4 protein-coding genes and 1 pseudogene are annotated in these 16851 nt (G+C 61.7%); 4 read left to right on the top strand and 1 reads right to left on the bottom strand.

Annotated elements, in window-relative coordinates; genetic code table 11:
• The first annotated feature begins 30 nt into the window (after nt 1-30).
• Nucleotides 31-1008: a TerC family protein gene (locus AC3WWR_RS04040; RefSeq protein ID WP_020795935.1), complete on the top strand. Its 978-nt coding sequence runs from the start codon at nt 31-33 to the stop codon at nt 1006-1008.
• A 407-nt stretch (nt 1009-1415) separates the two neighbouring features.
• Here AC3WWR_RS04040 and AC3WWR_RS04035 read toward each other — a convergent pair whose 3' ends face one another.
• On the bottom strand, nt 1416-1964 hold the full coding sequence (locus AC3WWR_RS04035) for an RNA polymerase factor sigma-70 (protein WP_492598479.1): 549 nt from the start codon (nt 1962-1964) through the stop codon (nt 1416-1418).
• Nucleotides 1965-2346: 382 nt separating this feature from the next.
• On the opposite strand from AC3WWR_RS04035, the gene AC3WWR_RS04030 reads away from it, so the two are divergent.
• The 3 genes and pseudogenes from AC3WWR_RS04030 (at nt 2347) to AC3WWR_RS04020 (ending at nt 16755) form a co-directional block, all read left to right on the top strand.
• Nucleotides 2347-15342, top strand: coding sequence for a non-ribosomal peptide synthetase (locus AC3WWR_RS04030; RefSeq protein WP_492598478.1), 12996 nt, complete (start codon nt 2347-2349; stop codon nt 15340-15342).
• Nucleotides 15343-15532, top strand: a pseudogene (locus AC3WWR_RS04025) (alpha/beta fold hydrolase); the annotation flags it as partial.
• A gap of 719 nt (nt 15533-16251) precedes the next feature.
• A complete protein-coding gene (locus AC3WWR_RS04020; protein WP_033041099.1) occupies nt 16252-16755 on the top strand; it encodes a CS1 type fimbrial major subunit in 504 nt (167 codons plus the stop codon).
• Nucleotides 16756-16851: the final 96 nt, after the last annotated feature.

Here is a 16851-nt window from a genome sequence, read left to right as displayed (position 1 = left end):
GCCTATTGTTGCTTCATGCGGAGACAGTAGATGACGGCCATCAGCGTCGGCCAACCCTGGATGTGGGCCGCCTTCATCGTGTTCGTCCTTGCCATGCTGGCGCTCGATCTGTTCGTCTTCGGCGGGCGCAAGGCGCATCGTGTTTCGGTCCGCGAAGCGCTGGCCTGGGTCATCGCCTGGGTCAGCCTGGCACTGGTCTTCGCCGCTCTGCTCTGGTGGTATCTGCACAGCCATGTCGGTGCCGAAGTGGCCCAGCGTACAACGCTCGAATTTCTCACCGGCTACCTGATTGAACAGTCGCTGTCGATCGACAACATGTTCGTTTTCGTCATGATCTTCGGCTACTTCGCCGTGCCGCCAGAGTTGCAGCGCCGTGTCTTGCTCTATGGCGTGCTCGGGGCCATCGTCATGCGCGCCGGTATGATTTTCGCCGGCGTCTGGCTGGTGCAGGAGTTTGCCTGGCTACTCTATGTCTTTGGTGCTTTCCTCGTCATCACCGGCATCAAGATGCTGATCTTCGCCAACCAGCAGCCAGACCTCGAAAAGAACCCTTTGCTGCGCTGGCTGCGCAGCCATCTTCGCATCACCGACGGCTTTCACGGCGAGCACTTCTTCGTGCGCCAGAACGGCCTGCGCTGGGCGACGCCGATGTTCCTGGTGCTGGTACTGATCGAGGCCAGCGACCTGGTGTTCGCGGTGGATAGCATCCCGGCTATCTTCGCCGTCACCACGGACCCGTTTATCGTGTTCACCTCCAACATCTTCGCCATCATGGGCCTGCGCGCACTGTATTTTCTGCTTGCCGACATGGCCGACCGCTTTCACTTGCTCAAATATGGCCTGGCCATCGTACTGGTGTTCATCGGCGGCAAGATGCTGGTCGCGCCGTGGTGGCACGTGCCGATCCAATGGTCGCTGACCACAGTCGGCGGCATCATCTTGGTTTCCGTCCTGTTGAGCCTGACTTTAACGAAGAGCAAAACACGGGTTACGGGAGAACAACGATGATCAGGGACCGAAAAGGGGACCGATTTATTTTTCCTAGCCCTTCACGTGATCTAGACGCACAGGCGCCACCTGAATTTATGCAGTCACTTTTTTCATGTGTGCTGTTAAATTATGGCGGGTGTGTGCGGGGCACTTTCGGGTGCGCCGGGTTCCTGGATCCCCGGTCTTCCACACCTGCGCGCACGTCGACCCGCCCAGCAGTGTATGAAGGCACGGGCGGCAACCGGAAGTGAGTGGTAATAAACAGACGGACGTCCCTGAGTGACGTCCTTTTTAGTTGAGACCCCAGCAATACTGAAAGGGCAGTGCGCTTGTCAGCAGTTTCAGCGAATACAGTTCAGGTTTGCTGCATGACGACTGATTCGTCCCGAATCTCAGAACAGCCTTCTTGATCCCACGATCAAGCCTCAACGCTGGGCAAACGTATCCCCCCGACTCCCCGACACCTTCCTGCAATGCACCAACGCATCGCGAATCATGAAGTTCACCAACGTCGGCGACACTCCCAACTCCTTGGCAATGTCCTTCTGCGGCACGCCATGCAAGCGGTACATCTCAAAAGCATAACGCGTCCGGCTCGGCAGCTCGGTCAGGGCGTTGGCGATGTTTTCCAGGGTGGAGAAGTTGATGTGCGAGGTTTCCGGGGAGGCGCCCTGGATGACCACGTTGAGGCCTTCTTCTTCAGGGCCGGAGTATTTCTGTTCCAGGGCCTGCTTGCGGTAGTGGTCGATGGCCAGGTTGCGCACGATCTGGAACAGGTAGCTGAGCTGCGCCTTGAAGGAGGAGGTGATGTTCGGCGCCGATTGCAGGCGGAAGAAAGCATCTTGCACCACATCTTCGGCGCGCGAGCGGCAGCCGGTGATGCGGGCTGCAATCTTGACCAGTATCAGTCGATTGTCGACGAAGGCTTGAAGTAGCGGCGAATCGCACCTGCTTGTGGACGCTTGTTCCGTCATTGGAAATCACCTTGCTGCCAATAGGTTAGTGGGACGACAAGAAGGCCGGGGCCGCCCTACACATCGAGCGACAAATTATGTTGAATGATAATGATTGTCAATTGAGAAAGAGAAGTAATGCGCATTGAAGGTGCAGAGTGAGAACTGCGACACGCTGTCGTGCCACGGCCCGGTTGGCGCTCATGCCTGGCGACTAATTATTTCCAGGCGCCATCCGTTCTCAAGGAAGAAATTGCACAGCGCAACCCTCATCACCCCGTAGGAACGAGCTCGCTCGCGATGGTCGTCAATGATGACGATGGGCGCCTGACACCCCGCGGCGTTCTCCGGATTTTCGCGAGCAGGCTCGCTCCTACCAAGCCGAATTCAGGCAGGAAACCTCATGACCGACGCGTTCGAAATCCCCAGCACACTGGTCCAAGCCCTCCAGCGCCGCGCGGCCCTGACGCCGGATCGGGTGGCCTTGCGTTTTCTCGCCGAAACCCGGGACCAGGCTGTGGTGCTCAGTTATCGCGAGCTGGATCAGCGGGCGCGGACGATTGCCGGCGCGTTGCAGGCCGAGGCCGGCTTTGGCGAGCGCGCGGTGTTGTTGTTTCCCAGCGGGCCGGATTACGTCGCGGCATTCTTCGGTTGCCTATACGCCGGGGTGATCGCGGTGCCGGCCTATCCGCCGGAGTCGGCGCGTCGGCATCATCAGGAGCGGCTGCTGTCGATCATCGGCGATGCCGAGCCGCGCCTGTTGCTGACCAGTGCCGGCCTGCGCGATTCGCTGCTGCAAATCGAAGGGGCGCCGCCGCTGTTGTGTGTCGATACCCTCGACAGCGCCCACGCCGAACGCTGGGTCGCGCCAGCCCTGGTAGACGCTGACATCGCCTTCCTGCAATACACCTCTGGTTCCACCGCATTGCCCAAGGGCGTGCAGGTCAGCCACGGCAACCTGGTGGCCAACGAATTGCTGATCCGCCACGGTTTCGGTATCGACCTGAACCCCGACGACGTGATCGTCAGCTGGTTGCCGCTGTATCACGACATGGGCCTGATCGGCGGCCTGTTGCAGCCGATTTTCAGTGGCGTGCCGTGCGTGTTGATGTCGCCGGCGTACTTCCTCGGCCGGCCGCTGCGCTGGCTGGAAGCGATCAGTGAATACGGCGGCACCATTAGTGGCGGGCCGGATTTTGCCTATCGCCTGTGCAGTGAACGAGTCAGTGAGTCGGCCCTGGAACGCCTCGACTTGAGCGGCTGGCGCGTGGCCTATTCCGGGTCGGAACCGATTCGCCTCGACACCCTGGAACGTTTCTCCGAGAAGTTCGCCAGCTGCGGTTTCAGCGAAGACAGTTTCATGGCCTCCTACGGTCTGGCGGAAGCCACGCTGTTCGTCGCCGGTACTCCGCGCGGCCAAGGCATCGGCAATTTGCGAGTGGACGACCGGGCCCTGGCGCAAAACCGTGCCGAAGCCGGCGAGGGCAGCGCGATCATGAGCTGCGGCGTCAGCCAGCCGGATCACACGGTGTTGATCATGGACCCGGCATCGCTCAACGAACTGGCTGACAACGCGGTCGGCGAAGTCTGGGCCAGCGGCCCGAGCATCGCCCACGGTTACTGGCGCAACCCCGAAGCCTCGGCCAAGACCTTCGTCCAGCACGCAGGTAAAAAATGGCTGCGCACCGGTGACCTGGGTTTCACGCGCGACGGTGAGTTGTTCATCACCGGGCGCCGGAAAGACATGCTGATCGTGCGCGGGCACAACCTTTATCCACAGGACATCGAGCAGACCGTCGAGCGTGAAGTGGAAGTGGTGCGCAAGGGGCGCGTCGCCGCCTTTGCGGTCAATATCGATGGCCAGGAAGGCATCGGCATCGCTGCGGAGATCAGCCGCAGTGTGCAAAAAATCCTCCCGCCCGAGGCCTTGATCAAGGCTATCCGCCAGGCCGTGGCCGAGGCGTACCAGGAAGCGCCGAGCGTGGTGGTGCTGCTCAATCCGGGCGCCTTGCCCAAGACTTCCAGCGGCAAACTGCAACGCTCGGCGTGCCGCAATCGCCTGGCCGAAGGCAGCCTCGACAGTTATGCGCTGTTCCCTTCGGCGGTCACAGAAAGCACAGGCAACGTTGAGTCCGCCTGTGAGTTGCAAAGCCTGATCGGCCAGATCTGGTGCGAGCAATTGCAGGTCCAGCAGGTCGCTGCCGACGATCACTTCTTCCTGCTGGGCGGCAACTCCATCGCGGCCACGCAAGTGGTGGCGCGTCTGCGGGAACAACTTGGCCTGGAGCTGAACCTGCGCCTGCTGTTCGAAGCGCCGACCCTTGGTGCCTTCGCCGACGCGGTGGCGCGGCAACAGCAGGACGGTGGCCTCGCCCAAGGCGCGATCAGCGCGCTGTCGCGTAGCGAGGCCATGCCGCAATCCCTGGCGCAGAATCGCCTGTGGATCACCTGGCAGCTCGACCCGCAGAGCAGCGCCTACAACATTCCCGGTGCCTTGCGCCTGCGCGGCGAACTGGACGAAGACGCCCTGCGCGGCAGTTTCCAGCAGTTGATCGAGCGCCACGAATCCCTGCGCACACGTTTCTTCGAGCGTGACGGGGTGGCGCTGCAGCAGGTCGTTACGGCCGCTGAATTCAATCTGCAACGCATCGATATCAGCGATCTGCCGCTGGCCGAGCGTGAAGCCAAGGCTCGGCAAATCCGCGAGGACGAAGCGCGCACTCAGTTCGACCTGGAGAAGGGGCCGTTGCTCTGGGTAACGCTGGTGCGCCTCGACGACGAAGATCACCAACTGCTGGTGACGCTGCATCACATCATCGCTGACGGCTGGTCGATGAATGTGTTGATCGACGAATTTTCCCGGCTGTACGCGGCGGCTGCCCAAGGACAACAAGCCACGCTCGCGCCACTGCCGACCCAGTACGCCGACTACGGCAGTTGGCAGCGCCAATGGCTGGCGCAAGGGGAGGGCGAGCGCCAACTGGCTTATTGGAAGGCGCAGTTGGGCGATGAGCATCCAACCCTGAACCTGGCCACCGACCACCCGCGCTCGGCGCAACAGCTGCACAGCGCCGCCCGCCATACCGTGCGCCTGGGGGCGGACTTGAGCGATGCCATTCGCCAGACCGCCCAGGCCCATCAAGCCACGCCGTACATGCTCTTGCTGGCCGCGTTTCAGAGCCTGTTGCATCGCTACAGCGGGCAGCGCGACATCCGCATCGGCGTGCCGAATGCCAACCGCCCACGCCTGGAAACCCAAGGCCTGATCGGCTTCTTCATCAATACCCAGGTGCTGCGCGCCGAGGTGGATTCGCGTCTGCCATTCGTTGAGTTGTTGGCACAAACCCGACAGGCTGCCTTGGGGGCGCAGGCGCATCAGGATCTGCCGTTCGAGCAACTGCTCGAGGCCTTCCCCCAGGCGCGCGAACAGGGCCTGTTCCAGGTCATGTTCAACCACCAGCAACGGGATCTCAGCGCCTTGAAACGCCTACCCGGGCTGCTTGCCGAGGAACTGCCGTGGCACAGTCGCGAGGCCAAGTTCGACCTGCAGTTGCACAGCGAAGAAGATCGCAACGGGCGCCTGAGCCTGTCCTTCGACTACGCCAGCGAGCTGTTCGATGCCGCGACCATCGAACGCCTGGCCGAGCACTACAGCCGCCTGTTGCGCGCCATCAGTGAACAACCTGAAACCGCCATCGGTGATCTGCCACTGCTGACCGGAACTGAAATAAATCAGCAAGCCGAATGGGCCGTGGCTCCGTGCCCACCCGCCAGCCAGTGGCTGCCGGAACTGCTCAACCAACAAGCCCGTCAGACACCGGAACGCACCGCGCTGCTGTGGGACGGTGGCAGCCTCGATTTCGCCGAACTGCACACCCAGGCCAATCGTCTGGCCCACTACCTGCGCGACAAAGGCGTCGGTCCGGATGTGTGCGTGGCCATTGCCGCCGAGCGCTCGCCGCAACTGTTGATCGGACTGCTGGCGATCATCAAGGCCGGTGGCGCCTACGTGCCACTCGATCCGGATTACCCCGCCGAACGGCTGGCCTACATGCTCAGCGACAGCGGCGTCGAGTTGCTGCTGACGCACACTCAATTGCTCGAGCGCTTACCAGCGAGCGACGGCGTCAGCGTGATCGCGATGGACGCCCTGCACCTGGAAAACTGGCCAAGCCACACGCCGGGCCTGCACCTGCACGGCGACAACCTGGCCTACGTGATCTACACCTCCGGCTCGACCGGGCAACCGAAAGGCGTCGGCAACACCCACGCGGCCCTCGCCGAACGTTTGCAATGGATGCAGGACACCTACAGCCTGAATGAAACCGATGTGCTGATGCAAAAAGCGCCGATCAGTTTCGACGTGTCGGTGTGGGAGTGCTTCTGGCCACTGATTACTGGGGCCCGGCTGCTGCTGGCCGGGCCGGGTGAACACCGCGATCCGCAGCGCATCGCGCAGCTGGTTCAAGCCTACGGCGTGACCACGCTGCACTTCGTGCCGCCGCTGCTGGCGTTGTTCATCGACGAACCGCTCAGCGCCGAATGCACCAGCCTGCGTCGGTTGTTCTCCGGTGGCGAAGCGCTGCCCGCCGACCTGCGCAATCGGGTGCTGGAGCGACTGCCGGCCGTGCAATTGCACAACCGCTACGGCCCGACCGAAACCGCGATCAACGTGACCCATTGGCATTGCTCCAGCGCCGATGGCGAGCGCTCGCCGATTGGCCGGCCGCTGGGCAACGTGATCTGCCGCGTACTCGACCCTGATCTGAATCCCCTGCCGGCCGGCGTGCCGGGTGAACTGTGCATCAGCGGCATCGGCCTGGCCCGCGGTTATCTGGGCCGTCCGGGCCTGACCGCCGAGCGTTTTGTCGTCGATCCACTGGGCGAGCAGGGCGCGCGTCTGTACCGCACCGGTGACCGTGCGCGCTGGACCACCGATGGAGTGATCGAATACCTCGGACGTCTCGATCAGCAGGTCAAGCTGCGCGGCTTCCGCGTCGAGCCGGAAGAAATCGAAGCGCGGTTGTTGGCGCAAGAAGGTGTCGCCCAGGCGGTGGTGCTGGTGCGCGAAACGTCCGCCGGCGGCCAGTTGATCGGTTACTACACCGCCGACTCTACTGAATCCGAAGAAGCCCAAAGCACCCGCCTGAAAAACGTGCTGGCGGCGGAACTGCCGGAATACATGGTCCCGTCACAGCTGATGCGCCTGGACGAGATGCCCCTCAGCCCGAGCGGTAAACTCGACCGTCGTGCCTTGCCGGAACCGCAGTGGCAGGTGCGCGAACACGTCGAACCGGTGACCGAACTGCAACGGCAAATCGCCGACATCTGGCGTGCAGTACTGGGCCTGGGGCAAGTCGGCCTGGGCGATGACTTCTTCGCCCTTGGCGGCCATTCGCTGCTGGCCACGCAAATCATCTCCCGCACGCGTCAGGCCTGCGACGTCGAGTTGCCTTTGCGCGCCCTGTTCGAAAACAGCGGGCTGGGCGCCTTTGCCGAACAGGTGCGCCTGATCCAGGCCAGCGGTCGTACCAACGAACAGCCGCCAATCGCCCAGGTCGACCGAAGCCAAGCGGTGCCGTTGTCCTATTCCCAACAGCGCATGTGGTTCCTCTGGCAGATGGAACCGGACAGCCCGGCCTACAACGTCGGTGGCATGGCGCGCCTGCGCGGGGTGCTCGATGTCGAGCGTTTCGAGGCCGCGTTGCAGGCGCTGATCATGCGTCACGAAACCCTGCGCACCACTTTCCCCAGTGTCGATGGCGTCGCGCGCCAACAGGTGCATGCCTCAACCTCAGTGCGCATCGACTGCAAGGACTTCACCGCGCTGGATGCCGATGGCCGTGAGTGGCAAGTCCAGCAACTGGCCGACGATGAGGCGCACAAACCCTTCGATCTGGAAACCGGCCCGCTGCTGCGCGCCTGCCTGGTCAAGACAGCCGAACAGGAGCACTACCTGGTGCTGACCCTGCACCACATCGTCACCGAAGGCTGGGCGATGGACATCTTTGCCCGGGAACTCAGTGTGCTCTACGAAGCCTTCGTCGAGGAACGCAAATCACCGCTGGCGCCGTTGCCGGTGCAGTACCTGGATTACAGCGTCTGGCAGCGCCAATGGCTGGAGTCCGGTGAACGCCAGCGCCAGCTCGACTACTGGACCGCGCAACTGGGCCGTGAGCATCCGCTGCTGGAATTGCCGGCCGACCGTCCGCGTCCTCCGGTACAAAGCCACCAGGGCGAGTTGTACCGTTTCGACCTGAGCGACGATCTGGCGGCACGGGTGCGTGCCTTCAATGCGCAAAACGGCTTGACCCTGTTCATGACCATGACCGCCGCCCTGGCCACGCTGCTGTATCGCTATAGCGGCCAGACCGACCTGCGCATCGGCGCGCCGGTGGCCAACCGCATTCGCCCGGAAAGCGAAGGGCTGATCGGCGCGTTCCTCAATACCCAGGTGCTGCGTTGCCAGCTCGATGGGCAGATGTCCGTCGGCGAGTTGTTCGAGCAGGTTCGCCACACCGTGATCGAGGGCCAGTCCCATCAGGACCTGCCATTCGATCATCTGGTGGAAGCCTTGCAGCCACCGCGCAGCGCCGCCTACAACCCGCTGTTCCAGGTAATGTGCAACGTGCAGCGCTGGGAGTTCCAGCAGAGCCGCACCCTGGCCGGCATGACCGTGCAATACCTGGCCAACGATGCCCGCGCGACCAAGTTCGACCTCAACCTGGAAGTCACCGACCTCGACCATCGCCTCGGTTGCTGCCTGACCTACAGCACCGATCTGTTCGACGAGCCGCGGATTGCGCGCATGGCCGCGCACTGGCGCAACCTGCTTGAGACGCTGATTGCCGATTCGCAGCAGCGCCTCAGTGAGTTGCCGTTACTCGATATCGGTGAACGACAACAGCTGCTCGACAGCCTGGGCGTCGAGCCGGGCGCGCATCGACTCGACCAGTGCATCCATCAGTTGTTCAGCGAACAGGCCCGGGCGCGTCCCGATGCGCCGGCCCTGACCTTCGCCGGGCACACCCTGACCTACGCCGAACTCGACAGCCGCGCCAATCGCCTGGCCTGGATGCTGCGCGAGCGCGGCGTGGGCCCGCAGGTGCGGGTGGGCCTGGCGCTGGAGCGTTCGCTGGAGATGGTCATCGGCCTGCTGGCGATCCTCAAGGCCGGTGGCGCCTACGTGCCGCTGGACCCGGAATACCCGCTGGATCGCTTGCTCTACATGATCGAAGACAGCGGCGTCGGTTTGCTGCTCAGTGACGCGGCGATGTTCCAGGCCCTTGGCGATTTGCCCGCGGGCGTCGGCCGCTGGTGCCTGGAGGAAGACTCTGCGGCGCTTGCCAATTATCCCGTCTGCGAACTGCCTGACATCAGCCTGCCGCAACATCAGGCTTACTTGATCTACACCTCGGGTTCCACCGGTAAACCCAAAGGCGTGGTGGTGTCCCACGGCGAAATCGCCATGCATTGCCGCGCGGTGATCGAGCGTTTCGGCATGCGCCCGGACGACTGCGAGTTGCACTTCTATTCGATCAACTTCGACGCCGCCACCGAGCGCTTGTTGGCGCCGCTGCTGAGCGGTGCCCAAGTTGTCCTGCGTGCCCAGGGCCAATGGGACGCGCAAGAGATCTGCGAACTGATCCGTCGCCACCATATCAATATCCTCGGTTTCACCCCGAGCTACGGCAGCCAGTTGGCGCAGTGGCTGGCAACGCAGAACGCAACCTTGCCGGTGCGCATGATTATCACCGGTGGCGAAGCGCTGACCGGCGAACACCTGGCGCGGATTCGTGCGGCGTTCAAGCCGAGCCTGTTCTTCAATGCCTACGGCCCGACGGAAACCGTGGTCATGCCCCTGGCCAGCCTGGCCCACGAAGCATTGGAAGAAGGCGCCGGCAGCGTACCGATCGGCAGCGTGATCGGCGACCGCGTGGCGTACATTCTCGATGCCGACCTGGCGTTGGTGCCACAGGGTGCGACCGGCGAGTTGTACGTCGGTGGTGCCGGCCTGGCCCAGGGTTATCACCAACGTCCAGGCATGACCGCGGAGCGCTTCGTTGCCGATCCGTTTGCCGGCAACGGCGGGCGTATCTACCGCACCGGCGACCTGGTGCGCCAGCGCGCCGATGGCCTGGTGGAATACCTCGGGCGAATCGACCATCAAGTGAAGATCCGCGGTTTCCGCATTGAACTGGGCGAGATCGAAAGCCGTTTGCTGGAACATCCATCGGTACGTGAAGCGGTGGTGTTGGCGCTCGATGCACCGAGCGGCAAACAACTGGTTGGCTATCTGGTATCCGACGTCGCCAAACAGGACGAGTCGCATCAAGCCGCACTGCGTGAATCACTCAAGTCGCACCTCAAGTCCCAGCTGCCGGATTACATGGTGCCCACGCACCTGATCCTGATGGCGAGCATGCCGCTGACCGCCAACGGCAAACTCGACCGTCGCGCACTGCCGGCGCCAGACCCGGAGCTGAACCGTCAGCAGTATGTGGCGCCCAGCAACGAGCTGGAGCTGACCTTGGCGCAGATCTGGTGCGAAGTGCTGAACGTCGAACAGGTCGGGCTCAACGATAACTTCTTCGAACTCGGCGGCGACTCCATCCTGTCGATCCAGGTGGTCAGCCGCGCGCGCCAGCAGGGCATTCACTTCAGCCCTCGCGACCTGTTCCAGCACCAGACCGTGCAGACCCTCGCCGCCGTGGCGGCTCGCACCGAGCAGGTCACCGCCGAGCAAGGCTTGCTCAGCGGCGAGTCGCGCCTGACGCCGATCCAGCACTGGTTCTTCGACGCCGCCATTGCCCAGCGCCAACACTGGAACCAGGCGTTGCTGTTGCAACCGAGCGAGGCCCTGGAGCCCCATCGCCTGGAGCAAGCTTTGCTGGCGGTGATTGAACAGCACGATGCGTTGCGCTTGCGCTTCCGCCAGGTGGGCGGTCAGTGGCAAGCCCGGCACCAGGCGATGTCCGATGTGCCGGTGCTGTGGCAAGTGCGCGTCGCGTCCATGGACCAATGCGCCGCCCTGTTCGCCGACGCCCAGCGCAGCCTCGATCTCGAAGAGGGGCCGTTGCTGCGGGTGTTGCTGGTCGACGGTCCCGAAGGTCAGCAGCGCTTGTTCATCGCGATTCACCACCTGGTAACCGACGGCGTTTCATGGCGCGTGCTGCTGGAAGATCTGCAGAGCGTCTATCGCCAACTTGACGCACAACAGCCGGTGCAAATGCCGGCCAAGACCAGTGCCTTCAAGGACTGGGCCGCCCGCTTGCAGGCCTATGCCGGCAGCGAATCCCTGCGTGAAGAACTGGGCTGGTGGCAGGCGCAATTGGCCGGGCCGAGCGCCGAGTTGCCCTGCGATCGACCGCAGGGTGGTCGCCAGCATCGCCATGCGCAAACCGTCAGCGTGCGCCTCGACAGCGAGCGCACTCGGCAATTGCTGCAACAGGCGCCGAGTACATATCGCACCCACGTCAACGACCTGCTGCTGACTGCATTGGCCCGCGTGCTCTGCCGTTGGAACGGTCACGCGTCGGCGCTGATTCAACTTGAAGGCCATGGTCGCGAGGCGCTGTTCGACGACATCGACCTGACCCGCACCGTCGGCTGGTTCACCAGCGCCTACCCGCTGCGCCTGACACCCGCGAACATCGAGGAGGTGGCCGGGCAGGGCGCCTCGATCAAGGCGATCAAGGAGCAATTGCGCGCCGTACCGCACAAAGGGCTGGGCTATGGCGTGCTGCGTTATCTGGCCGATGAGCCTACCCGCCAGCGCATGGCCGAGCTGCCGGCGGCGCCGATTACCTTCAACTACCTGGGTCAGTTCGACCAGAGCTTTGCGGCCGATGCACTGTTCCATCCGCTGGATGAAGCGGTTGGCGCGGCCTTTGATGCGCAGGCGCCGCTGCCGAATGAATTGAGCGTCGACAGTCAGGTCTACGGCGGCGAACTGGTGCTGCGCTGGACCTTCAGCGCCGAACGCTATGCGCCCCAGACCATCAGCGAATTGGCCAATGCTTACTTGTGTGAGTTGAGCAGCCTGATCGAGCACTGCCTGCGCGATGACGCGGGCGGCCTGACGCCGTCGGACTTCCCGCTGGCGAAACTGAACCAGGCGCAACTGGATGCACTGCCGATTTCTGCAGCGCTGATCGAAGACGTCTACCCGCTGACGCCCATGCAGGAAGGCATGCTGCTGCACACCCTGTTGGAACCGGGCACGGGCCTGTACTACATGCAGGATCGCTACCGCATCGACAGCGAGCTCGATGCGCAGCGTTTCGTCCAGGCCTGGCAGGCGGTTATCGCCCGCCACGAAGCCTTGCGCGCCTCGTTCTGCTGGAACGTCGGCGAAGGCATGCTGCAGGTTATCCACAAACCGGGCAGCACGCCGATCGAATATCTGGACTGGAGCAAGATCGCCGCCGCCGAGCAGGAGCCGAAGCTGCAAGCCCTGCTCAAGCCCGAGCGCGAGGCCGGGTTCGACCTGCTCAACCAGGCACCGTTCCACTTGCGCCTGATCCGGGTGGGTGCGGCACGTTACTGGTTCATGATGAGCAACCACCACATCCTGATCGATGCCTGGTGCCGCTCCCTGCTGATGAACGACTTCTTCGAGATCTACACCGCCCTCGGCGAAGGCCGGGAAGCGCAGTTGGCCGTAGCGCCGCGTTACCGCGACTACATCGCCTGGCTGCAACACCAGAGCCTGGCCCAAGCGCGGCAATGGTGGAGAACCAACCTGCAAGGGTTCGAACGGACCACGCCGATCCCGAGCGACCGGCCGTTCCTGCGCGAACATGCCGGCGACAGCGGCGGCATGATCGTCGGCGACCGCTACACCCGCCTCGATGCCCGTGACGGTGCACGGCTGCGTGAACTGGCCCAGGCGCATCAGCTGACCATCAACACCTTTACCCAGGCGGCATGGGCCCTGGTATTGCTCAGGCTGAGTGGTGATCGCGACGTGCTGTTCGGGGTCACGGTGGCTGGACGTCCGGTCGAGATGCCAGAGATGCAACGCACCGTCGGCCTGTTCATCAACAGCATCGCACTGCGGGTGAAAATCCCTGACGACCATCAGCGTTGCAGTGTGCGCCAATGGCTGAGCGCTTTACTCGACAGCAACATGCAACTGCGTGAGTACGAGTACCTGCCGCTGGTGAGCATTCAGGAAAACAGCGAACTGCCCAAGGGCCAGCCGCTGTTCGACAGCCTGTTCGTATTCGAAAACGCCCCGGTGGAAGTCTCGGTGCTGGACCGTGCGCAAAGCCTGAATGCGACGTCGGATTCGGGCCGCACCCACACAAATTTCCCGCTGACGGCAGTGTGCTATCCGGGTGATGACCTGGGTTTGCACCTGTCCTATGACCAGCGTTATTTCGATGAATCCACGGTCGAGCGCATGCTTGGCGAGTTCAAGCGCCTGTTGCTGGCGTTGGTCGAAGGTTTCCATGGTGACATGGCGGACCTGCCGTTGCTGGGCACTGAGGAACATGAATTCCTGATCCACGGCTGCAACCAGAGCGAACATGCATACCCCTTGGAGCAGAGCTACGTTGCCTTGTTTGAAGCGCAAGTGGCTGCCCACCCGCTGCGTATTGCCGCCAGTTGTCTGGATCAGCACTACAACTATCTGGAACTGAACCAGCGCAGTAACCGCCTCGGCCATGCACTGGTTGCCGCTGGCGTCGGGCTGGATCAACCGGTGGCGCTGTTGGCCGAACGCAGCCTCGATTTGCTCGGCATGATCATTGGCAGTTTCAAGGCGGGGGCGGGTTATCTGCCGCTGGATCCGGGGCTACCGGGCCAGCGCTTGAGTCGCATCATCGACCTGAGTCGCACGCCGTTGCTAGTGTGCACTCGAGCCTGTCACGCGCAAGCACTGGCGTTGCTGGATGAATTCGGTTGCGCCAGTCGGCCTCGGTTGCTGGTCTGGGAAGAGGTACAGGCGAGCCATGTATCGGTGGCCAATCCGGGCATCTACAGCGGGCCGGATAACCTGGCCTACGTGATCTACACCTCCGGCTCCACCGGTTTGCCCAAGGGCGTGATGGTCGAGCAGCGCGGCATGCTCAACAACCAGTTGAGCAAGGTGCCGTACCTGAGCCTCGGCGAGGCTGACGTGATTGCCCAGACCGCTTCGCAAAGCTTCGATATTTCCGTGTGGCAGTTCCTCGCCGCGCCGTTGTTCGGCGCGCGGGTGGACATCGTGCCGAACAGCATTGCCCACGATCCGCAGGGTTTGCTGGCGCATGTTTCGGCGCAAGGCATCACGGTGCTGGAGAGCGTGCCGTCGCTGATCCAGGGCATGCTCGCCCAGGAACGCATGCGCCTCGATGGCCTGCGCTGGATGTTGCCGACGGGGGAGGCGATGCCGCCGGAACTGGCGCATCAATGGCTGCTGCGTTACCCGGAGATCGGGCTGGTGAATGCCTATGGCCCGGCGGAATGCTCGGATGACGTGGCGTTCTTTCGCGTCGACATGGCCTCCACCCGCGGCAGCTATTTGCCGATCGGTACGCCGACCGACAATAACCGCCTGTACCTGCTCGATGGTGCGCTGCAGCTGGTGCCGCTGGGTGCGGTGGGCGAGTTGTGCGTGGCGGGCACCGGGGTTGGGCGCGGCTACGTCAGCGATCCGCTGCGCACGGCCCAGGTGTTTGTGCCCAATGCGTTTGGTGCCCCAGGCGAGCGCCTGTATCGCACCGGCGACCTGGCCCGCCGTCGCAGTGACGGCATGCTGGAATACGTCGGGCGCATCGACCATCAGGTGAAGATCCGCGGCTACCGTATCGAACTGGGTGAAATCGAAGCGCGCCTGCATGAACAGCCGCAAATGCGCGACGCGGCGGTCGGCGTGCAGGAAGGGATCAATGGCAAGCATCTGGTGGGTTATCTGGTGGCGGCGGATTCAACGTTCGATCCTGCTCATTGCCTGGAGCAGATCAAGCAACGCCTGCGCGCCGAGCTGCCGGAATACATGGTGCCGCTGCACTGGTTGTGGCTCGACAAGCTGCCGCGCAACGCCAACGGCAAACTGGATCGCAAGGCCCTGCCGGCGCTGGAGATCGGCCTGTTGCAAAGCCAGGATTACCAGGCGCCGCGCAACGACCTGGAGCAGACGTTGGCGGCTATCTGGGCCGAGGTGCTGAAGGTCGGGAAAGTCGGCATCCGCGACAACTTCTTCGAGCTCGGCGGGCATTCGTTGCTGGCCACGCAGATCGCTTCGCGGGTGCAGAAAACCCTGCAGCGTGAAGTGCCGCTGCGGGCGATGTTCGAGTGCACCACGGTGGAGGAGCTGGCCGAGTACATCGACGGGTTGGCGACAAGCGATATTACCGAGGAGAAGGTGGAGCGGTTGAATGATCTGATGGCTGAGCTGGAGGGGCTTTGATTCCGTGCTTCCTGGGCAGTTTTGCCTGAGGATCGTTTGCGTGAAAGTATCGTACCGATGGGGCGGGTTTTCTTTTGGCCGGGATGATCTGTTGCAGCGACTGGGTGAGTTGGATGCAGCGACCACGCTGGTGATCTGTGGCCATCAGGAAAAGCCGCAGCCTCATTTGGAGGCCCTTATAATGGCCAAACCATGGATGATCAGTTCAATCTTTCCGAGAAAACTACTGTCACCGTGTGTTTCGATGACTTTACCGTGCCCACTGATCCAGCCAATCTGTCAACTTCGCATCTTACTTTGATTCTGAAGTGGGATGAGTCTTTTGACAGTTCCCCACCGATCGGTTTTCCTTTCAAACACCAACAGTAACTTTTTGACGCAGTTGGCTTGATGCGCTTCACCCAGTCCCGATGCCTGTGCATCGGGATTTTTTTTTATTCGCAGTCCCCTTTTCCGTGGAGCACTGGCCAATCGGGTGGTAGTTGACGGGTTGATCTCAGGCTCAGAATTTTCTTCAAGCGTCAGTTGTGTCCCAGCCGCACTGCTATGTGCACATGCCATGATCTTTCTATTGTCCCAGGCATCGGTTCTCGTAGCTTGGGCTTGCTGTTCTTGAAAACGTCGAATGACCGCTCCTGGCCGTAATCGTGCCAGGCTTGGGATCAGCTATACCATACGAAAATTCCTACCAGCAATATAGAGGTAGCTTACAGGTTGGTCCTTCAGGCGTCAGGATAAGTCCTACAAGAAGTACAGAAAAATCCGGCATACCGGTCCTTCAGAAAGCGCGAAGATGCGCCCCGTTGAATGCAGTGTTGCATTATAACCAACTTGGTAAACAACCCGGTGTGGACTTTTGTCGCTTGGCTGAAGCTTGCACTATTATTTTGATGCTTAAAGGTGAAATTAATGTTCAAGAAAATTGCAATGTCTACTTCCGTGCTGGCTTTGGCTTTTGCTTCTTCGGCCGCACTGGCTACTCCCCAAACTCATGATATTGAAGTGATTGCCGATATTCCAAGTGCTGACTTCTATGTTCAGCCTGTGTCAGTCGACACTGTAACACTGCCGCAGCGCTTTATTGTGGATGCTTCCGATCCGGCGGCTCCTGAAGTGAAAGATATGGTCCTTAAGTTCAAGGCAAAAAGTGCAGCTGGTGGTACGTCCGGCCCTGCGATCATGGCAACCCTTAATGGCCCAACTAACATGGTTTCGGGCGCCAATACTATCGATCTGAATGTGAAATTCAACGGTGTAACATTGGTTAATGGTATCGCGACGAGTGTTGTTGATGCGGATGGCGCGGTAAGTGAAATGAATACGGATATGGAAGTTAGTGCAGTTAAACCAGGTGGCGGCTACCCTGAAGGTAACTATCGCGGCAACGTCAATGTTACATTTGATGCTCCATAATAGTTAAATAAATACGGGCTATCAATAAGCTATCTGTGTGGTCGACGCACTTCGTCGGCCGCACTCTAACTTGCACAAGCAAGCGCTAACTTGAGA

The sequence above is a fragment of the Pseudomonas sp. EB271-G4-1 genome (assembly GCF_058791355.1).
The sequence above is the reverse complement of the archived record's forward strand: the minus strand, read 5'-3'. Positions and strand labels throughout refer to the sequence as shown.

What these genes read in the sequence shown, in the direction of transcription:
- AC3WWR_RS04030 (WP_492598478.1), top strand. Translation starts at nt 2,347, where the DNA reads ATGACCGACGCGTTCGAAATCCCCAGCACACTGGTCCAAGCCCTCCAG.
- AC3WWR_RS04020 (WP_033041099.1), top strand. Translation starts at nt 16,252, where the DNA reads ATGTTCAAGAAAATTGCAATGTCTACTTCCGTGCTGGCTTTGGCTTTT.
- AC3WWR_RS04035 (WP_492598479.1), bottom strand. Translation starts at nt 1,964, where the DNA reads ATGACGGAACAAGCGTCCACAAGCAGGTGCGATTCGCCGCTACTTCAA.
- AC3WWR_RS04040 (WP_020795935.1), top strand. Translation starts at nt 31, where the DNA reads ATGACGGCCATCAGCGTCGGCCAACCCTGGATGTGGGCCGCCTTCATC.